18 protein-coding genes are annotated in these 20,983 nt (G+C 45.5%); 14 read left to right on the forward strand and 4 right to left on the reverse strand.

Annotation, left to right across the window (positions count from 1 at the left end):
- The first annotated feature begins 18 nt into the window (after positions 1 to 18).
- The 10 genes from QQL66_RS04030 to QQL66_RS04075 all read left to right on the forward strand — a co-directional run bounded on the left by QQL66_RS04030 (position 19) and on the right by QQL66_RS04075 (position 13,636).
- Positions 19 to 2,298, forward strand: coding sequence for a choice-of-anchor I family protein (locus QQL66_RS04030; RefSeq protein ID WP_284379047.1), 2,280 nt, complete (start codon positions 19 to 21; stop codon positions 2,296 to 2,298).
- A 200-nt stretch (positions 2,299 to 2,498) separates the two neighbouring features.
- On the forward strand, positions 2,499 to 3,833 hold the full coding sequence (locus QQL66_RS04035; RefSeq protein ID WP_284379049.1) for a tetratricopeptide repeat protein: 1,335 nt from the start codon (positions 2,499 to 2,501) through the stop codon (positions 3,831 to 3,833).
- Positions 3,834 to 3,926: 93 nt separating this feature from the next.
- A complete protein-coding gene (locus tag QQL66_RS04040) occupies positions 3,927 to 4,304 on the forward strand; it encodes a GFA family protein (protein WP_284379052.1) in 378 nt (125 codons plus the stop codon).
- A gap of 205 nt (positions 4,305 to 4,509) precedes the next feature.
- Positions 4,510 to 5,298 (forward strand): substrate-binding periplasmic protein, encoded by a 789-nt coding sequence (locus QQL66_RS04045; protein WP_284379055.1) that lies wholly within the window; start codon positions 4,510 to 4,512, stop codon positions 5,296 to 5,298.
- A 115-nt stretch (positions 5,299 to 5,413) separates the two neighbouring features.
- Positions 5,414 to 5,866 (forward strand): hypothetical protein, encoded by a 453-nt coding sequence (locus QQL66_RS04050; RefSeq protein WP_284379057.1) that lies wholly within the window; start codon positions 5,414 to 5,416, stop codon positions 5,864 to 5,866.
- Between the two features lie 105 nt (positions 5,867 to 5,971).
- Entirely contained in the window at positions 5,972 to 7,642 is a 1,671-nt protein-coding gene (locus QQL66_RS04055; protein WP_284379060.1) for an efflux RND transporter periplasmic adaptor subunit, read from the forward strand.
- 2 nt (positions 7,643 to 7,644) lie between these two features.
- The gene (locus QQL66_RS04060) at positions 7,645 to 10,752 is read left to right on the forward strand and encodes an efflux RND transporter permease subunit (RefSeq protein ID WP_284379062.1); all 3,108 of its coding nucleotides are present in this window, start codon (positions 7,645 to 7,647) and stop codon (positions 10,750 to 10,752) included.
- A 96-nt stretch (positions 10,753 to 10,848) separates the two neighbouring features.
- Complete coding sequence (locus QQL66_RS04065) at positions 10,849 to 11,520, forward strand: cupredoxin domain-containing protein (RefSeq protein WP_284379066.1); 672 nt, start codon at positions 10,849 to 10,851, stop codon at positions 11,518 to 11,520.
- A gap of 193 nt (positions 11,521 to 11,713) precedes the next feature.
- Positions 11,714 to 12,808, forward strand: coding sequence for a lipase family protein (locus QQL66_RS04070; protein ID WP_284379069.1), 1,095 nt, complete (start codon positions 11,714 to 11,716; stop codon positions 12,806 to 12,808).
- 111 nt (positions 12,809 to 12,919) lie between these two features.
- A complete protein-coding gene (locus QQL66_RS04075; RefSeq protein ID WP_284379072.1) occupies positions 12,920 to 13,636 on the forward strand; it encodes a hypothetical protein in 717 nt (238 codons plus the stop codon).
- 95 nt (positions 13,637 to 13,731) lie between these two features.
- On the opposite strand, the gene QQL66_RS04080 is transcribed toward QQL66_RS04075, so the two are convergent.
- From QQL66_RS04080 to QQL66_RS04095, 4 genes are all read right to left on the reverse strand, one after another.
- Positions 13,732 to 14,397 carry an SDR family oxidoreductase gene (locus QQL66_RS04080; protein ID WP_284379075.1) on the reverse strand — a complete coding sequence of 222 codons (666 nt, stop codon included), beginning with the start codon at positions 14,395 to 14,397 and terminating at the stop codon, positions 13,732 to 13,734.
- Positions 14,398 to 14,589: 192 nt separating this feature from the next.
- Positions 14,590 to 15,135 carry a HugZ family pyridoxamine 5'-phosphate oxidase gene (locus tag QQL66_RS04085; RefSeq protein WP_284379078.1) on the reverse strand — a complete coding sequence of 182 codons (546 nt, stop codon included), beginning with the start codon at positions 15,133 to 15,135 and terminating at the stop codon, positions 14,590 to 14,592.
- A 53-nt stretch (positions 15,136 to 15,188) separates the two neighbouring features.
- Positions 15,189 to 15,587 carry a heme utilization cystosolic carrier protein HutX gene (hutX, locus tag QQL66_RS04090; RefSeq protein WP_284379371.1) on the reverse strand — a complete coding sequence of 133 codons (399 nt, stop codon included), beginning with the start codon at positions 15,585 to 15,587 and terminating at the stop codon, positions 15,189 to 15,191.
- Positions 15,588 to 15,625: 38 nt separating this feature from the next.
- Positions 15,626 to 17,728, reverse strand: coding sequence for a TonB-dependent hemoglobin/transferrin/lactoferrin family receptor (locus QQL66_RS04095; RefSeq protein ID WP_284379080.1), 2,103 nt, complete (start codon positions 17,726 to 17,728; stop codon positions 15,626 to 15,628).
- A 316-nt stretch (positions 17,729 to 18,044) separates the two neighbouring features.
- On the opposite strand from QQL66_RS04095, the gene QQL66_RS04100 reads away from it, so the two are divergent.
- The 4 genes from QQL66_RS04100 to QQL66_RS04115 are packed head-to-tail and all read left to right on the forward strand — an operon-like array spanning position 18,045 to position 20,982.
- The gene (locus QQL66_RS04100) at positions 18,045 to 18,821 is read left to right on the forward strand and encodes an energy transducer TonB (protein ID WP_284379082.1); all 777 of its coding nucleotides are present in this window, start codon (positions 18,045 to 18,047) and stop codon (positions 18,819 to 18,821) included.
- A gap of 38 nt (positions 18,822 to 18,859) precedes the next feature.
- Positions 18,860 to 19,579, forward strand: coding sequence for a MotA/TolQ/ExbB proton channel family protein (locus QQL66_RS04105; protein WP_284379085.1), 720 nt, complete (start codon positions 18,860 to 18,862; stop codon positions 19,577 to 19,579).
- Positions 19,576 to 20,010, forward strand: a complete 435-nt coding sequence (locus tag QQL66_RS04110) for an ExbD/TolR family protein (protein ID WP_284379088.1) — start codon at positions 19,576 to 19,578, stop codon at positions 20,008 to 20,010. Before QQL66_RS04105 ends, QQL66_RS04110 begins: the two co-directional genes overlap by 4 nt.
- Before the next feature lie 33 nt (positions 20,011 to 20,043).
- Positions 20,044 to 20,982: a heme/hemin ABC transporter substrate-binding protein gene (locus QQL66_RS04115; protein ID WP_284379090.1), complete on the forward strand. Its 939-nt coding sequence runs from the start codon at positions 20,044 to 20,046 to the stop codon at positions 20,980 to 20,982.
- The last annotated feature ends 1 nt before the right edge of the window (position 20,983 follow it).

The following is a 20,983-nucleotide window of genomic DNA, read 5'->3' on the forward strand; positions in this document are numbered from 1 at the left end:
TGAATTCAGGAGATATGAATGAAGTTCACCTCAAAAGGTTTTGGCAAAGTTAGTCCTATGGTATTGGCGGTTGCTTTGGGTTCCGCCGTAATGGTTGGTTGCAGTGACAACGATGATGATTCTTCATCGTCACCAAGCGTTCAAACAGGTGCTTTTGTGGATTCGCCAGTTGAAGGAATCAATTATCGTACCGCAACACAATCCGGGGCGACTAATGCTGATGGTGAATTTAGTTACCTTCCTGGTGAGACGGTTACTTTCTCTATCGGTGATATTGAGCTTCCTACGGTAACCGCAAGTGCATTAATTACACCTCTTGATTTGACTGGTTCGGACAATCCATACGAAGAAGCTGCAAATAATATTGCCCGACTGCTTCAGACCTTGGATGCCGATGGCAACGCATCAAACGGAATTACCATCAGTCAATCAAGCCATACCGCTGCAGTAAATGCTCAAATCACAGACTGGTCAGACACCGATGCGTTTGAAACGACAGTAGGCACTGTCTTTGCCGATGAAACCTTGGTGAGTGCGAATCAAGCGGCTCAGCATTTGGAAGATTCATTGCACACTCAAAAAGGTCATGCCTCTTTGAGTTTGATAGGCCGTTTTGCAGAAACGCAAGAACTGGATGAAGGCATGGCTGAAATTGTTGCCTTCCATAAAAACAGTGACAGTATTTTAGTCATTAATGCCAACGACAAAACGGTTGATATTCTCAATGCAGAAGAATTGAGCAGCACAGAACTCGCAGCTCCTCTAACAGCGTCAAACCTGACTCGTCGTTCTAAATTAGAGGTCGGAACCGATGTGGATGCCGATGAAAATCTGAATGGTTTTGTGTCTGGCGGTATTAACAGCGTTGCCGTGGTTAATAACCTGATGGCTGTAGCCGTTGAGCACGATAACAAACAGGCAAACGGTGTGATTGCTTTTTACAGCCTGAATGAAGAAGGTGTTGCAACCTACCTAAAATCTGTTGCGGCGGGGGCATTGCCAGATAATGTTCAAATATCTTCGGATGGTGCTTATGCGATTTCAGCCAACGAAGGTGAGCCATCGGGTGATTATCAAACTGACCCTGAAGGCACGATAACGGTTGTTTCTATTACCAACGGCGTGCCAGCGGATAACGGTACACAGTTGGATTTCAAAGCCTTTAATGAAGGTGGTGCTCGTGCTGATGAAATTGAAGGTGTTCGGATTTCCGGTTTGAATGCATCGGTTGCTCAAGACATTGAGCCTGAGTACGTGGCTATTTCTGATGACAACACCAAAGCGTTTGTTTCTCTTCAGGAAAATAACGCCATTGCCGTGATTGATTTGGAAAGCAAAACCATTGAACGTCTGTTCGGGCTTGGTTACAAAGATCACAGCGTAGCCGGGAATGGCTTGGATGCTTCCAACAAAGATGACTGTTCAGCGGCAGATGTTGAAGCCCAAGAGTGTGACGAAGTAAATGACGGGATCAATATTAAAACCTATGCAAACCTTCGCGGCTTGTACATGCCGGATAGCGTTGCATCGGTTGAAATTAATGGCGTGAACTATGTTGTCACTGCAAACGAAGGTGACTCGCGTGAGTACTTCTTCGACGTAGAGAATGAAGCTGAATGTACTGAAGCCAATGGCCTTGATTACGATGAAGATGACGGCTGCTTGTCCTGGGTTGATGAAATTCGAGTGAAGGACTTGGATGATTTGAATTTATCTTTGAATGAAGAGGTATTTACGGATGAAAGCATTGCTGACAGTAAGAACTTGGGCCGTTTGAAGGTTATTTCAACGGAAGGTGATACTGACGGAAATGGTTCACTTGAAACGCTTTATTCCTTCGGCACGCGTTCTTTCTCTATCTTCAATGGTGATACCGGGGCATTGGTTTTCGACTCGGGTGATGACTTTGAACAGATCACTGCGCAAGCGTTAGGTACGGATGGTTTTAATTCTACCAACGACGAAAATGCTTTTGATGATCGCTCCGATGACAAAGGTCCTGAACCAGAAGCATTGGCCGTGGGTAAAGTGGGTGAGAAAACCTATGCGTTCATTGGTCTTGAGCGTACTGGCGGTATCATGATGTATGAGATTACTGATCCTGCTAATCCGGAGTTCGTTCAGTACACTGTAAATCGTGATTACTCGGTAGATGTTGACGCATCATTGGAAAACGCAGGCGATCTGGCTCCCGAAGGCTTCAAGTTTGTTTCTGCAGAAGACAGCCCTACAAACAACGCCTTGTTGATCGTGGGTAATGAAGTTTCTGGATCAACCTCTGTGTATGAAGTGAAATAACGTTTTTTCACTTTAATTCAAAAGCCCTGGCTCGAAAGAGTCGGGGCTTTTTTGTTCCTGGTAGTACGTTCGTGTAAGCCAATTATTTATTGAGACTAGTATCGACTCTTGGAGAGATGTTAGGGTTTATTTTATTGAATCACCTCTGCATAGATTCTATGCCCAATTATTGTGGCATGAAGCGTTATTTAAGGATAAATATGTTTCGAGTTCAGTGTTTACTACTTACGTTCTTCCTCAGTCTAAATTTAAATGCGTCTGATCTGTCAGCTTTCAAATCAGAGATGATGAAGCAGGTTGATATCTATAACGCCTATTCAACCCAACCAGAAATCGAGAAGTTATTTGTGGAAGGGAAGGCAAGTGTAGCGAATCAAAAGCTCAAAACACTTGTGCCAGACCACGAGAAAACAAAATACGATTATTTTGTCCTGGGTAACATGCTCTTTCAAAATGACTTTGAAGCTAGCTACAACTATATGCTTAAAGCAGAGCAGAGAGATCCAGATAATCCTCTAATTAGCTTTGAGAGAGCAATTCATGAGCATCGTCTTGGAAACTACGCTAAGGCACTCGATTACTACCTGAGATACCAAAAAAGTGGAGCTTCTAAAGTAAACGTTATCCCTGATGCATACTTAACACATGTTTATTTAATGCTGGGGCAAGCTGACAAGGCTTTGGAATCATGGAAGGGAGTAAATTTTCGTCGAACTCACACTGCAGTAGAGAAGGCGATGTATACAATTTTTTCCAAAGTGAACCAAGAGTCAGATAGGCAGGAGTTGATCTCAAAGATTAGACTAGGTGAACCATTGAGACTGTGTGACCTGCATTCGTTGGATTCTAACTGGGAAATAGATTGGTGGAATCATACACCAAAGAAAAGCTACTTGGAGTACGACCAGAAGTTAGCAGAAAGTATTCTTGATCCTGCGTCAGCTTTATTCAAATACGTACAACTATGTCAATCCGGTTCAAAAATATCTGATCAACAGTACGTGGATGAACTCAATAAATTAGGATTTTTTTCAGAATTGCCTGAATCTTCAGAATTGATATATGAATCTTTAAGACGTGCAATTTCCACCAAGCATACGACGCCAGATGCGTTTCTTAAAACGTTTGAAGATAAGCTAATCGCGTTTTCTGAAAAGTACCCGTTGGATCGAAAGTATTTTGATGTATTAGCTTTCTTGTACTCGTCTTCAGGTAACAAAGAAAAGTTGAAGGCTATTGATCGACACGGTTGGAAAGTATTAAAACTTGAAAAATATGCTCAAAGTTATCTTGCTAGTCTAGATCCGGGTTCAGACGAATATATGACTGCTCTAGATGAATCGTTAAGAGATTTCCCTTTTAGTATAGGATTGAATATTTATCGGTTATCAATTGAGAAGCAAAGAACCAGGGATGCCTTTATTCAGTTTGCAGCTGCACAGTTTGCAAATGTTAAGAACAATTGGGCCGGCCCTTATCGTTTAAACGACTACATGACAAATTTGAAATATGAGCTTGAGAAGTTGGATAAGTAGCTTTCATAATTTTTATACTAGCTCAGTAGCGAAGAGTTCTTTGAGTTCAGAATCTATAGCTCAACAAATCGTTAACTAAGGAAGCATGTATCAATGGAAATCAAGGGCGTTGTACAGGGGAGTTGCCATTGTGGCAGTGTTGTTTTTGACGTTGATTTGCCAAAGGGCTTTGAGGAATTAACTCGTTGTAATTGTTCTATGTGCGCACGTCGTGGTGCGGTCGTGACATCTGTTCCTCTTTCATCTTTTACCTTAGTGAAAGGGCAAGATCATTTAACTTTGTATCAATTCAATACCAAAACAGCTGAGCACTATTTCTGCGATACCTGTGGTATTTACACACACCACAAAAGGCGTTCAAACCCTAATCAGTATGCCGTGAATGTGGCGTGTTTGGACGGGGTTAATCCGTTTGAGTTGGGGCCTATTCCTACAACGGATGGCCAAAACCATTCTTGTGATCGTAAATAGTTTTTTATCTGGTTTATAGTTTCAATGGCCCGTGTATACGGGCTTTTTGTTTGAGACTCAGAGGTAAGCAGGTATCGTTTTTTGTACCGCTTCTGATAGGGAATTTACCTGTCTCGAATAGTTTGTCCTTTGTTGTACTTAGCAAGTTTTGGCCGTATGAACTAATATCAAATTTAAATATAACTGGTGATTCAATGGTATTTTGATGTCTCGACACGTCCTTTCTGTTATTACCTTGTTCTTCCTCGTCTTTTTTTCTTTCGCAAGTTCTGCGTCTCCTTCTACTGGTATCAAACGATCAACATTAAAAGTCGGGATCAGTGAAACAGATTACTACCCGTTTTATTTCGAAGAGGGCGGTAAAATAACCGGGGCTGCGGCCGAGATAGTTTCAGCCTTGGCTGAACAGTTAAGGTATGAGTTAACGTTCAAACGCTTTCCCTGGAAACGGGTACAGCATAACTTGGCCTCAGGAAAAATTGATATGGTCATGCTGTATTTTAAAACGCCAGAACGTGCCAAGGATGTGTTTTATGTTGAGGTGCCTCACATCCATGAATCCAGTTCATTAATTACCTTGAAGAGCCGAGACATTGCATTTAATGGCGATATTAATCAGCTGTCTTCCTATAAATTTGGCAATGTGAATGGCTATTGGCACGGTGAGGCCTATTCCAATCACCCAACGCTCGTGAAGCGGGCGTTTAGCTCGACAACCGAACTGCTGACTGTGTTAAAACGAGGTGGTATTGATATCGCCGTGGGCAATAAACCTGTACTGACACAGCTTGCTAACACTATGGGGCTCAGTGATCAATTCAAGTTTCTGGAGCCGAAAATAGATTATGCGCCTGATTACATTGCGTTTTCAAAAGCCTCTCCGAATGCTCCTAAGCTTGTTGAGGAGTTTTCAGACGCACTCAAAAAATTCCTAAAGTCGCCGGAATATAAACAAATACTTAAAAAATATGGGTTCGATCTTAAGGCGAAGTAAGGTAGACTTTCTTCTGAATTTTTCGGAACTCAATGATGGGTTTATTATCAAACGAATATTGTGTTTGCTTAAACCACGATGGTAAACCCTGAATTTTATAGCCTGAGAGTATTTGATGTCCCTACGCTTGAAGATATGCATTGTGCTTTTTAGCTTGCTGGCTTTCGTCAGCCAAAGCTATGCGAATGCGTTGATGGGCGTATCCATGGCAAATCATTCAGTAGCACACCAAGGCATGGGCTTATCCTCCGTGACATCCGACACCGATGTTTCCATGTCTGGCATGTCCGGTCATTGCCCGGATATGGGGATGGCTGAAATGTCACAAGCTAATTTGTCGGGTTCAGATGATTCCTCTGGTTCTCTGTCTGATAGTACATCCGACTCCAAAGACGATTGTTGTTCTGATGTCTGTCAGTGCGCTATAGGTGTTTGTTCCACACACTTGTTTGATAATCCTGTGTCGATCAAGTCGTTTGATCCATCGTCTCAACCCCTGTTTGTTGATCACCAGTATTCAATCGTTCGATTGGCTGCTTCTCTGTATCGTCCTCCTATTTCTGCTTAAACACCCTTAGTGCGTCCAGCGTGGACGTTCTGTTGAGTATTCATGGCTTACTTTTAATGAGTAGCTTTGAGTGTCGGTATTTTGCAGTAATAAAGAACGATTATTATGAAAATAATTTCTATAGTATTTTTTGTGGCTTTGGGCTCCGTAATTGGTGTTTTGGCTACCCCATATTTAGCACAACAGCCCGCATTTTCTCCGTACTTGGCTGGCATGGCCACGGAATCAAGTTCAGACAGTAGTGAGCCGCAACCTCTGTATTGGGTTGCTCCGATGGACCCTAACTATCGTCGGGACAAACCGGGTAAATCTCCTATGGGCATGGATCTGATTCCGGTCTTTGACGAGCCGGATGAAGGCCAGACGGGTCCGGGAACCATTTCCATTTCACCTGAAGTCATGAATAACCTTGGTGTTCGTACTGGCACCGCTGAGATGCGTAAACTGGAAAGTCGCATCGAAACCGTGGGTTATGTTCAATACAACGAAGATACGTTAATTCATATTCACCCTCGCATCGAAGGCTGGGTTGAGAAGCTTTATGTGAGTGCCGAGGGCGACCCGGTAAGAAAGGGGCAAGCCTTATATGATATTTATTCTCCTGAACTCATTAATGCTCAAGAAGAGTTTCTATTGGCTCTTAATCAAAAAAGCACACGCCTAGAGCGAGCAGCCATTCGTAAACTCAGATTGTTGTATGTGCCGGAGAAAAGCATTCAGCGTCTGCTCAAGACCCGTAAGGTAGCAGAGCATATTACCTTCTATGCGCCTCAATCTGGTGTGCTGGATAATCTATCCATTCGGGAGGGTTTTTTCGTCAAGCCAGAAACGACCCTGATGTCGATTGGTGCATTAGACGAAGTGTGGGTAGAGGCTGAGGTCTTTGAAAAGCAGGCAGGTCTGGTGAAGCTGGGTGTTGAGGTCAATATGACCTTAGATTATTTCCCCGGCAAAGAGTGGCAAGGCAAGGTCGATTATATCTACCCGTCGTTGGATGAAATGACCAGAACCCTGAAGGTGCGTATTCGATTTGAAAATAAAGACCGACTGTTGAAGCCTAATATGTTCGCCAATGTCCAGATTAACGCCAGCGAAGATTCTGAATTGTTAATGATTCCTCGTGAAGCGGTTATTCGTACTGAGACTCAAAATCGTGTGGTACTGGCTTTGGGAGATGGCAAGTTTAAGTCGATTGCGGTGACGTTAGGTCAGGCTGATCAATCCCATATTCAGGTGTTGGATGGCGTTGAAGAAGGGGAGCGCGTTGTTACCTCTGCTCAATTCCTACTGGACTCAGAATCGTCAAAGAGTTCGGACTTCTTGCGAATGGAAGCGCGTGCTGAGGTAATGGGCGACTCTGACAATGAAGGTCCTCAGTCCGCTTGGGTGGAAGCAAAAATTGAAAGCATCGAGCAGATGGGCGACATGGCAATGGTCGGCGCGTCCCATCAACCCATTGATGAGTGGGGCTGGCCTGAAATGTATATGGACTTCCCGGTGGTTCCGGAGGTTGATCTGTCTTCGTTAGCTGTTGGCATGGTTCTTCACATTCAAATCACCAAGTACCCTGATCATCGTTTCGAAATCAGTGGCGTTCATATTCCTGATGGCGCAATGATGGAGGCAATGGGGCAAGATGACGCGATGAACAGCACGGATCATTCTGGCCATGACATGAGTAGCATTTCTGACGATATGGATGCTGATATGAATGCTGATATGAAGAGCGACACGGCCAATGACATAGCTCACGACATGAAAGACGGAGCCAAGTAGTTATGATTGAATCCGTAATTCGATGGTCGGTGCATAATCGATTTTTTGTATTACTGGCGACCTTTATTTTGATCGGAGCCGGTATGTATTCCATTAAGAATACGCCCGTGGATGCAATTCCTGATCTGTCTGATGTGCAGGTGATCATCAAGACCAGTTACCCAGGGCAAGCGCCTCAAGTGGTGGAAGATCAGGTGACCTATCCGCTAACAACAGCCATGTTGTCTGTACCTGGTGCAGAAACTGTTCGGGGCTATTCGTTCTTTGGTGATTCTTATGTTTATGTCATTTTTGATGAAGATACGGATCTTTATTGGGCAAGAAGCCGGGTTCTGGAATATCTCAGTCAGGTTGCACCCAATCTACCCGACACCGCAAGACCTCAATTAGGCCCGGATGCTACCGGGGTTGGCTGGGTTTACATCTACTCTCTGATTGATAAAACAGGCAAACACGACATCAGCCAATTACGTTCTCTGCAAGATTGGTTTTTGAAATACGAGCTTCAAACCGTGCCTGGGGTATCCGAAGTAGCGGCCATTGGCGGCATGGTAAAGCAGTATCAGGTGAGTGTTGATCCGGACAAACTTCGTGCTTTCGATATTCCCTTATCGCTGATTCAAACCGCGATTAAACAAGGCAATCAGGAAGTAGGGGCTTCAGTTATTGAGATGGCCGAAGCAGAGTACATGGTACGTGCGACCGGTTATATCGAAAATCAGCAGGATCTTGCCAACATTCCATTGGGTGTTAATGCCAACGGTACGCCTCTGTTATTGAAAGATGTCGCGGACATTGCCCTAGGGCCGCAGATGCGTCGTGGTATTGCCGAACTGAACGGTGAAGGCGAGACCGTCGGTGGTGTTGTGGTTATGCGTTTTGGTGAAAACGCACAGAAGACCATTGAGGGGGTCGTTGCCAAACTTGATGAGCTTAAAAAAGGATTACCAGAAGGCGTAGAACTGGTCACCGTATATGACCGGTCTGGTTTGATCCAAAAAGCCATCGATAACCTCTGGGACAAACTTGCTGAAGAACTACTGATGGTGGCGTTGGTTTGTGTCATCTTCCTGGTGCATGTTCGTTCCTCGCTGGTGGCTATGATCAGCTTGCCGGTAGGGATTTTAACGGCGTTTGTGGTGATGCATTTACAGGGTTTGAACGCCAACATTATGTCCTTGGGCGGGATCGCCATTGCCATTGGTGCCATGATCGATGGCGCTATTGTGTTAATCGAAAACATGCACAAACACATGGAGCGGACGCCTCTGACGGATCAAAACCGTTGGAAGATCGTCGCCGATTCGGCGGCAGAAGTTGGCCCTTCGTTGTTCTTTAGCTTGTTGATTATCACCGTCAGTTTCTTGCCGGTATTTACTTTGGAAGCACAAGAAGGGCGGATGTTCTCGCCTTTGGCTTACACAAAGACGTATGCAATGGCGGCTGCGGCTGCGTTAGCAATCACATTGGTACCGGTATTGATGGGGTATTTCATTCGCGGTCGAGTGGTCAGTGAAAAGAAAAATCCAATCAACCGACTATTGATTGCCGGATATCAACCCATTTTGCGTGGATTGCTGAATCACCCGTTTCTAACCTTGGTGTTTGCCTTGCTGATTACCGGCGCATCCTTATATCCCGCCAGTAAAATCGGCAGCGAGTTTATGCCGCCGCTGGATGAGGGCGACCTGATGTATATGCCAACGACCTATCCGGGTATTTCCATTGGTAAGGCGCGCGAGCTTCTGCAACAGACGGACAAATTGATCAGCTCCGTGCCCGAAGTTCAAACTGTCTTTGGTAAAGTTGGTCGGGCAGAAACTGCAACCGATCCTGCGCCTTTGACCATGATTGAAACCTTCATACAGTTGAAACCCAAAGAGCAATGGCGAGCGGGCATTACCACCGACGATTTGATCAAGGAATTTGAAGGCTTGGTTAAATTACCTGGTGTGACTAATGCCTGGGTAATGCCAATTAAAACTCGTATCGATATGTTGGCGACCGGTATCAAAACCCCAGTGGGAATCAAGATCGCCGGGCCGGAACTCGAAACGATTCAACGTATCGGACAAGACCTTGAATCCATTCTTAATGAAATTGAAGGGACGGCATCGGCATACTCGGAGCGGGTAGCGGGTGGTCGATATATTAAGGTTGATATTCAGCGTGCGAAAGCTGCTCGCTATGGCTTGAATATTTCGGACATTCAACAAGTGGTCTCTACGGCAATTGGCGGTATGAATGTGGCTCAGACCATTGAAGGATTAGAACGTTATCCGATCAATCTTCGTTACCCTCAACAGTATCGTGATACACCGGAGAAGATGGCCTTACTGCCGTTGGTGACACCCACCGGCCAACGAATTGCGTTGGGGGATGTGGCCCGTATTTATGTGGAAGATGGCCCGCCAATGATTAAGAGTGAAAATGCTCGCCTTAACGGTTGGACCTTTGTAGACATTGAAGGCATTGATATCGGGACGTACGTTCAAAACGCGAAGCAAATTGTGGCGGATCGTTTGAATGTACCAGCGGGTTATTCGATCAGCTGGGCAGGACAGTATGAGTATATGGAACGAGCCATTGAAAAACTGACCTACATCGTGCCGTTGACCGTATTTATCATCATTATCCTGCTGTACATGAATTTCCGAAGTGTAGCTGAGGTGATGATGATTCTTTTAACCTTACCGTTAGCGATGACGGGAGGTGTGCTGTTGATGTATCTGGAAGGCTTTAACTTCTCCGTCGCCGTAGGTGTCGGCTTCATCGCCTTAGCGGGGGTTGCTGCCGAAACGGGGGTAATTATGTTGCAGTACCTCAAACAAAGCTGTGCAGAGTTACCACGAAAGGCCACGGCGTTAGACATCAAACATGCGGTGTTGGAAGGTGCCGTGTTACGTGTCCGCCCGGTAATGATGACAGCGATTGCCACCATTGTGGGTTTGATTCCCGTAATGTATGGCTCAGGAACCGGATCGGAAGTGATGAGCCGGATTGCCGCGCCAATGGTTGGTGGCATGGTCACTTCTGTCGTGTTAACACTGATGGTAATTCCGGTGACTTACTATCTTTGGCAACGAATTTTGAATCGCGTTAAGTCATAAAAAACCTAACGCAAGTATGAATTAAAAAACAGACCCCGAGTTGCAAGAAAACAACTCGGGTAAGAACAGTAATACAAATTGGATTATGGAATGTATATGAAAACAAAAACTATCTCTTTTGCGATGTTATCGTTGGCACTTTCTCTTAATGCTTATGCGGGTGGCTCGGGGAATCACCAGCACATGGATCACTCACAAATGAATCAGGGCCAAATGGATCATTCGAACATGGATCACTCCAAAATGAATCACTCGGCTATGTCTCAGGAGATGAGTGGGCATTCAGATGGTCATTCACAAGGGCATTCACAAGGTCATACTCATGGTAATCAAGCCGTTAGTGCCAGTGGTGAACCAGGTAAGGCGTCTGAGGTGACTAAGACAATAGAATTAGAAGCATTGGACAGCATGCGCTTTGATTTTAAAAATCTGTCAGATGTGAATTCTGGCGATGTAGTTCGTTTTGTGATCACCAATAAAGGTCAGATCAACCATGAGTTTTCAGTAGGAACAGCCGAAGAGCAGAAGTCTCACCAAGCAATGATGCGTAAAATGCCTGACATGGTTCATGAAGATGGCAACTCTATCACGATCAAGCCGGGGCAGACCCGAGAGCTGATCTGGAAGTTCCACGGTGATCCTAAAGTGGTCTTTGCGTGTAATATTCCTGGGCATGCGGAAGCGGGCATGATGCATTCATTGAATGTAAATCATATGTTGAGTTCAGAAGACCATATGTCTGCCTCTGAGCAAACGGTTGTTGATTAAATCTAAACGTATTTATGAGCCAGAAGTAGATTGTTTGTTCTAAACAATTTACACATAGTCGGTGGATCTTCTGTTTTACGGCGGTTAATTCGGGCGTAATGCTTACAGAAGGTTCATCGGTTTCTCGGAAGTTCGTTGTCTTGAACTGATTAATACTGAATTGGTCATTCATTTTTATAAGGCAGGGATTCCTATGAAATACTCCATCGAGCAGCAAATGCTGACGCTTTCTTATATTTCTTACTGTGGTTATGCGCTTACAGGCTCTGATAAAAATAACGCTCAAAAAATTGCACCAAGGCTGGTTGAACATTTAGCGTTAGAGCCGCCAACAGCAGATGAATGGAAGCTAGTTTGGGGACCAGCCGTTAGTGAGTTTTGGTTCTCTCTGTTCGATGACAACATGGCTTACATTGTTCAGCACCGTAAGCACCCACATAAACTGGCAGTGGTTTTTCGTGGCACCAACCCGGTTGCACTATCTAATTGGATCGTAGAAGACTTTTTTGTGTTTAGGAAAAAGCCTTGGAAAGCAGGGTGTAATCCTGTTCAGGTGTATGGTAACCGTCCGGCTAAGATCTCTTATGGCACTCATGTTGGCATAGAGAAAGTGAAGAAAATGGAAGCGCCGGTTGGAGTGCCTGGTGCGGGTACGACCATGTTGCAGTTCTTACGCATTCAAGCGGAAACGCATGACAAACCGTTAGAGATTACGGTGACAGGTCACAGCTTAGGGGCGACCTTATCTTCCACCTATGGACTTTTCCTAAAACAAAGCTCAGGTCAAGTGGACATCCCTGTACAAGAGCAATGGGACCCGGAAGGTAAAGCCAGTATTCATGTCTATGCTTTCGCGGGTGCGACGGCTGGAAATAAAGCCTTTGCAGATTATTCCGACTCCCTGTTGGATGATGCCCACCTTAAACGACTTTCCAACAGCTTAGACATAGTGCCTCATGCCTGGAATAAAGAATCCGTGGCTGAAATGAGAGATCTCTATTTGCCGGTGGCTAAACCCAATATTCTGGTGGACATATTTGTCACTCAAGCGACCTTGGCGTCCATATTATGTGACTACACTCAACCTCAAGCCCAACAACCGTATCTTGAGGGTGAACTATCTGATGTGTGTCGGGAGTATTTCCAGCAAGCCATTTATCAGCATGTTGTTGCTTACCCTAACTTGCTTGGTTTGGAAGGGATTCTCGATCCGCTCACTTACTTCCCAATCTTGAAAGCGGTACTACCTTGCTATTCTGACAAAGAACCACAGCCAGTGACTGACTGAGTGCGGTTGGATCAAGGTTTTTGAGGAAAGCATGCCAGCAGTAACATTTGTTAATTTCAGAGCCAACCCGATGGGATAGGATACCGTCATATTTTCACGGAAGATCTGATTATGAAAAAGAACGTCTGGCATCCTGTATCAAACTACCCTGAACTGAGATTTGGGCAGTACATAGTCCCCAACTTTGTGTCCAACTCAGTGGCTATAAAGGTGTCTGATAACGAATTTGTGGTGATCAGCCCTGGTAAACCGTTGTTGGACACCTGGCCTGAAGAGTGGAATCGGCCTGACATCAAACTGCATATCATCATGCCCAACGGGTATCACTACATGGGCGTGAAACATTGGCAGAAGAAATTCAGAAATTTTTCTCTGTACGCCAGTCGTAAGGCTATTCCTCGTTTGGTTGAGCAAGCTGTAGTGGCTAATGCCAGTGACATCTATGCCTTGGAAGATAAACAACCTCCGATGCCTGAAGGGTATTCAGTATTGTTGCCACCGGGACATAGAGCAGGGGATGCCTGGATTAAGAAAGAAGATCAGAACGGCTGTCTTTGGATCACCTGTGATAGCTTCCTGAATTACGATCGACTCTCCAACCAACCGGTGGCACGGTTTACTCAAAAACTATTGGATGCGGCACCGGGATTGAAAATGAGTCAGGTGGTGAAATGGTTCATCATCGAAGACAGATCCGCTTTTAAAACCTGGGTGTTGAACCAGCTTCAATTAGACAAGCCAACTACCTTAATACCCAGTCATGGAGAGATTGCTCAGTCAGAATTGCTATACAAAGAGTTGAATCAGTTGGTTCAAGAGCGACTCTAAGATTAAAGTAATAAACAAAAAAGGTGCTTCGAAAGCACCTTTTTATTCTCTGATTTCATTCATTAAAGTGAGTTTAATGAGGAATCGACGTCAACTTACCAAGGCAGTGCTTCACCATTGGAATGCCAGAAACCGCCGGTGTTTTCCATATTCAATTCTTCAATACGGTCTGCTAGACCTTTGGCGGCTACATCCGGTGTTATGTCTCCGTTAAAGCCAACCATGCGGGTTTGTACAAAACCCGGGTGAAGCTGTGCTACGGCAATGCCTTGTGGTTTAAGGTCTTCTGCCAGAGATTTACCAAATGAGTTAAGTGCTGCTTTAGAGGCACGGTAGCCGTAATAAGCGCCGGAGGTGTTGTCTGCAATTGACCCCATTCGGCTTGTGATGTTGGCGATCTTTGAGCCTTCTTTTAATTGCGGTAACAGCGCCAAGGTGACGCGAAGTGGGCCGTAGGCATTCACTTCCATTTGCTGTTGGATGGTATCGAAATTCATGTCCGGCAGGGTTTCGTTGCAAAACAGCCCTGCATTGTTGATCAGAATATCTATGGATTGAGTGCTTAAAAGGATCTTAATCTGCTCTAACGAATCCGGATTCGTGACATCAACGTTTTCAATCACCATGGAGGCAAGTTCATCCAATTCTTCAGAGGTTTCACGACAGATGCCGATAACTTCATCGCCTTGTGCGTGATAATGCTTGGCCAGTTCGAGTCCTATGCCTCGGTTTGCGCCGGTAATGACAACTGTCCTGCTCATAAGTGTTCCTTTTTATCTTGAAAGTCTGATTTGAGTTTAACGAATGTCTAGAAAGTGCCCATTACGTAAAACGAATAAAGTATGAGTCTGTTATGGGGGCCAATTGGTTCAAAACAAGTCTAGCCAATTGCAGGAACATTGAAGAAGATAGGAAAGAACGCAGCAAGAAGGGGAGGCAATGCTCCCCTGAGGTTAAGAGGCTTTGGCTTCTTCTGACACTATGATTCGGGCTTTGTGTCCGTCACGTAATCGGTCAATGCTTTCACCGCAAAGTGTGTTTCCGGCAATTGCGAAGGCACGGCCAAAGTCTTTCACATAGCGGCCACCCAACGGCGTAAGGCGGAACAGATTGAAATCGCTTAATTCAGCCAGCTTATGAATGCGTTCGCCATGTTTTTGGAACAGTTGCTCGATACCCACCTTGTACTCGTCTGAATCCAGCGCCAAATGCTTGGCCTGAACCTGATAGTTGACTCGGATACGGGCAAAGATGGTTGCGGCTTCAGATTCGTCTTCTACGATTTGGACCGCAGCCTTCGGGTTGTTTTTCAAGTTTTTACCGTGAATGGCGATGTCGCTCAGCAGCACATAGATGCACTCATCACCTGTGGCATACGGCGCATAAGAGGCGTATGGATAGCCGTCTTCATCCAGGCTTGCAAGGTTTAGGGTTTTACGGGTGTTCAGAAAGTCGATGATTTCATCACCTAAACGTTGTTCAAGACCTTTGTTCTTCATAATACTCATCCTAATAAATCTAAATATAGTCTGTCTGTACGATTGGGGGATTGCTATGCCCTATAGGTACGTTGTAGTTCTTTAAAACGCGTTACCTGGTTTTCCAGTAGTTGACCTTCCGTATTTCGGCCTACAAAAATTTTAAACATGCAGTCGTTGTCCTTGTCGTTGAAGACGAGGGCATAGCTTTGTTGGCCTCGGTGTTGTTTGTCCTGGAAGGCAATGTGATCCACTTTTTCGAGATTTAAATGCCCTTCAAACCCTGATTCCCCTTTGAGGTTATAGAACCCTTGTGCAACGGAGCCTTTGGGAAAATGACCTTTAAATTCGAAGACGCAACCACCGTGTAAAATGATGGTGGTGGTATTGCCCCAGTTTGCGATGTCTTCTAACAGTTCTTGGGCTTTATTGCCTGGTATTTTCATTGTCATTAGCTCGTTTGGTTTAGCGATGAGAGTAAGCTCATCTTACTCTCATCAAGGGGTTAAGGTTAGAAATTATATTTGGCCGCGACTTTCAGTGATCGGCCCGGCTCATACACTTCCGACCAGGCTTGCTGGTAGTTTGTATCCTGAATGTTGGCTAAAATCATATCTACTTTTAAACCTTCCAATGATTGAGCCGAAGGTTCCCAGGAGGCGTAAATATCTGTGGTGGTGTAGCCATCATATACATGCTGATCTTCTTCGACGCGATCTTGTTTCTCTGCGCTTAGTATTCTGATCCCCGCTTTGGTGTCGATATCCCAGAAACCATAACTCAAATCTGCCACCCACTTGTCCGAAGGAATGTTCGGAAGGTGATCCTTTGTCGTACCTGAAGAGGTCGTTGTTTCGTGCGTACCGCGAGTCTGGCCATAACTCAGCAACGCATTAAACGCGCCGATCTGATATTTAGCTTCAATTTCATAGCCCCACAGTTCAGCGTCGCGGGCATTGGTATGCGTGGATGTCCCTGATATACAGTTACATGCTGGTGGCGGGCCAAAATCGGCGTTGGTGACAACATCCAGATAGATAAAATCTTCAACGTCGTTTTGGAAGGCTGTTGCGGTAAGACTCAGTTTGTCTTTTGCGAAGACGTTGTTGAAGTCCAAATCAACACTTAGCTCGATATTTTCAGCGGTCTCAGGCTTCAGATCAGGGTTGGCTACGAAGTTGTTATCCCAACCTGGCGCACCATAATTGAAGTGCGTTCCCTGAATATACAGCTCATAGGATGAGGGTGCTCGGAAGGCTTCATCGTATCGTAAGCTCCAGCGCATCCAATCGGTGGCTTGCCAGCGAATACCTGCGGAGGTGGAAAGATTGCTTTCGTCAGCGCTGGTGTCCAGATCGTCAGATTCGGTTTCAAAGCTGTCGTAACGAATGCTCGCTTCCGCTTGCAGAGTTGATGTGAGGTCATGAGTGATGGTGGTAAACGCACCCCAGACTTCACTTTCGGCCTTGGACGGCGGGTTAGGGCGGTTGCCTGTGCCTGGGTCTTCTGTACGCTTGGTTTCAATGGTGTCTTGGTAGCCATCAATACCCACCAGGATTTGGGTATGATCAAACTTGAAGTTGTTTAATAAGTTAATGCCGATGGTTTTCAGATCACTTTGATCGGTGCCTTCCAGCAGATTGATTTCTTTATTCTCTGTATCGTTTAAATACAGCTTGGCATCGAAATTCAAATAGGCTGAAGACCCCTTATGTGAGTAATCAATGGCAGCGTGTTGATCTTTAACTTCCCGGTCGATGAGCAGATCTTCACCGTTTTCTGCATCGTCACTAGAACCGACGGTTGGAGGATGCCCATTTAGATCAGCATAGCGATATTGAGCCTGGATTCGTTGGTATTGATCGAGGTCGATGCCAAACTTGGTTAGGTAGTTGGTGTTCTTGGCTTCCGTTCCATACAGCGTTAAACGAGAGTCGGCATTTTCACCTTGTTTCATATAATTACTGTCGTAATGGGTTGCAGCAATCAACCAGTCGATGTTTTCGTATTGTGTTGCAAACGCAGCAGAGGTAGTTCTGACGTCACCATTAGTCTGGTAACCCTTTTTAATAAACCCGCCCACGTCGTTGCCTTCTTGAATAAGGTCGTCGGCTTCGATGGTATTTTGAACCACCACACCGCCAATGGCGCCTGATCCCCATAAACTACTGGAAGGGCCTTTCAGAACCTCAACGGATTTCAATAACTCTGGATCGAGAAAGTAAGACGGTCGATGAGAGAAGTTGGTGTTAGAGCGTGCTCCATCAATAACTTGCAGAACCTTATCGCCTTCTAATCCTCGAATGTTTACTTTTTGGTTGCCTGGGACAGCACCACCTGCAAGTGTCACGTTGGTTTGATGTGCCACGGCTTCTGCTACCGAGTTTGCCTGAATCGAGTCCAGCGCTTCTTTATCGACAACGGCCACTGAACGGGTAACGTTGTCCGAGTCTTGTGCAACCCGCGTTGCATTGACCGTTACTTTTTTGAATTCAGTAACGTCCTTTGATTCCGTTACGCTGGTACTGTCGTTCTGAGTTTGTGCGTACAGACTGCCTGAGATCAGCAGACTTCCCAAACCGCTTACTGCAAGGGCGGTGATAGCTTTTGACATGAGTGATTCATTCCTAATAGATCTTTTATCAAAGTTCCAAGCTAAACAACGCGTTCCAAAGAACTGAATAGAAACGAACGGCCATAAATAGAGTGTTCGTTCCCCAATCGTTGTGTGCACACATTGCTTTTGGATATTGATCCAAACGCGTGTCCTTTGTGCATGTGTCATCCGTGTTCCGTTTATTATTTGTTGCAAATGCTAATTATTCTCAATAATATAGTCAATAGAAATGATAATTGTTCTTATTTGATTTGTATGTCAGTAGCTAGGTCGACTGAAACTGAGCAATCAAACGAGCAGGGTGTTGAGTTAAATGAAGGTATTTGTTGTTCGATTGTTTTCTGTATGTTTGGCGCTGCTGCTTCATGCGGCGTTCATCAGTTATCTCAATCAGTACGAACGTCAGCAGGTGAGTTCCGGTCAAGTATCAAATTCGACCTTGGCGTTATCTTTTTCCTTTTCCTCTCCTTTGATTGAGCGAGCAGAAGCCAGTATCCCGAAGCAGATTGCTATTGAAGAGCCTATTGAAGCCCCTGTGCACAGGCAAACAATGGATGTTGTAGACGTTCAAAGAACAGAGCCTGTCTCTGACATACCAGAAACAGCTGTTATAGAGACCGCTGTTATAGAAAAAGAGATAGCTAAAACCAACAGCCCGATGAATAAAGACGACCTGAAAACTGCTGATGCTGACTTAAAGGATTCTGAAACGGATGATCCAGATGCGCTTAATTCTGAAAAAAATGAAGCCGAAACCGAATCTATTGCCAACCAGGCAAGTGAAGTTTCGAATCAGTCGGGTGTCCATCAGGACATTATTCTAGATCCGCAGTTTAAGTCCGACCCTCAACCACCAGTGTATCCAAGGTTGGCGCGTAAGCGGGGTCAGGAAGGCGTGGTTTGGCTGGATGTCTGGTTGGACAGCCGGGGTGAACAAACCAAGTTGGAAGTCTATGACAGTTCAGGCGTAGGTTCACTGGATCAGGCCGCAATAGATGCCGTTTCTCAATGGCAGTTTGTGCCTAAACATGCAGCAGGCATGACGATCGCCTCTCGGGTTCGTATCCCTGTGCATTTTGTTTTGAACTAATTAAAACCTCCAGAAGAAAAACAGTAAGAGCAAGACTTATGTCCTTAGAAATCATTCAACAACAGCTTGGCCCTTTGGCGATTCCTATGTTGGTGTTGTCTTTGTTGGTGTTCGTGATTCTGATTGAACGCTTTTGTGTGTTGGTTCATGCCAGCCTTCGTCGCCTTTCATTGCCTCTGTCCATGATTTCTAAAGACGCTCGCTCTGCTGAATCCTCTAAGCGAATTACTAAGCGAATAGCGCGTATGCCCTTGATTACCGCCGAAGGTGTCCAATTGTTGGTGGAGCATACCGAGCAAACCAAACCGATTAGGGAAGAAGTCTCCGGGATTTGGCTACTACAAAAGAAGCGGAAACTGTCTTCCGGGCTTCGTTTTTTACAAGTGATTGCGGTATTGGCGCCTCTACTGGGGTTATTCGGAACCGTCCTGGGTCTGATTAAGGTGTTTGATGATTTGTCTGTAGTGACTGGGGCGATTGAGCCTTCAATGTTGGCGGAAGGTTTGGGGTTAGCCATGTATACCACGGCGGCAGGGTTACTGATTGCGGTGCCGGCGGTGGCAGGCGCTCATTGTTATGCTATGTGGGTGGATCGTCTGATCCATCATGCCGAGCATGTGATGAATCATTTCAATCTGATGTTGGAGGGTGTGTCGGTCTCGGATTGTTCAGGCCCGAATACAGCGCTTGCAGACCTGGCTAAGCCGCCTGAGTGCAAACGCCAATCAAGTGCTCTTCTGGATGAGGTGCCGGCATGATCCAGGCGTCTTCTTCTGTCAGTGATAATGAGGTTCCTTCATTAGAGCTCACGCCTCTGATTGATATTGTTTTTATCGTCATTGTCTTCTTATTGATTACAGCTAATGCGCCTTTGCTGAAGTTGCCGGTTCAGATTCCCGAAGCCACCGAAAATCCATCCGCAGATGTGATCAGTGAAGAGACCTTGGTCATTACGGTGGCCTCTGATGAAAACCGTTGGGCGTTGGGGGAAGACACGTATGAAGAGTGGAACGAGCTGAAATCAGCGCTTATGGCGCGGATGCAAAGCCAACAAAGCGCCTTGAATCCTCTCAGCATTTCTATCGCAACCGATAACTCAGCAACGGCGGAGTCCCTGGTAAAAGTGATGTCGTTTCTGAACGAACACCAGTTGAAAAATGTACAAATTTTGATGCAACAGCCGAATTAATCGGCTCAATTATTTCACACGGTAGGGTATGTCATGTCGACAATTAAGATGAATATGGAGGATGTTCAATTGGCCAGAAAAGCATCTCTTATAAAGCAAGAATTCACCGAGCACCTTCTGCCTGTGTTATTTGCCCTCGCGGTATGTACTGCCGTTTTGCTTGGAGCGTTTTCTTCCCCTGTACAAGCAAATACCTCGGCAGATGGTGTCCGAATCATCAGCACAGATGCGGGCACAACTGAAATCCTGGTGGCGCTCGGGCAGGGTTCTTCACTGGTGGGGATTGATGTGACCAGCACAGTGCCTGACAACTTAACACCAGCGAAGGTTGGCTATCATCGTCAACTGGCCGCAGAAGGTTTGTTAAGTTTGGCGCCGACCATTGTCTTTGGCAGCGAACATATTGGCCCGAAAGAAACCGTTAATGCCCTTAAGCATGCTAATACGCAATTGGTTCTGCAACCTACCGCGACGGACTCAAAACAGCTGATTGAAAACATTCTGCAAGTCACGAAAGCACTGAATCTGTCGGGTGATCAATTAGTGGCACAGGTTCAAACGGCGCAACACATTCTTGATAAAAACTTGGACAAAGCGTTGGACAATGTGGTGCCAAAGCAATCAGCGAAAGCCGTATTCCTGTTGTATCTGGAAGGTCGAGGTTTAAAGCAGGCCGGCGCAGGCACTTCCGGCGATGCGATGATCCAGCTGCTAGGTTTGGAGAACGTATCGACCCATTCGAATTACCGATCTGTCTCGGCGGAAGGGCTCATGGCCTTGCAACCAGAGGTTATTCTAATTGGTAGTCAAAACCCCAATGCAGCGGAGGCGCTGTTGGTTCAGTTTCCATCCTTATCCCACACGCCAGCTGTTGAACATAACAAAGTGTTGTTTGTTGATGCAGCTGCATTGGTATCAGGGATCAGCCTGAAAGCGATGGATGAGGCGGTTCGTCTCTCTGAAGCACTTTAAC

This window comes from Litoribrevibacter albus, from assembly GCF_030159995.1.
Taxonomy (GTDB): Bacteria; Pseudomonadota; Gammaproteobacteria; order Pseudomonadales; family Litoribrevibacteraceae; genus Litoribrevibacter; species Litoribrevibacter albus.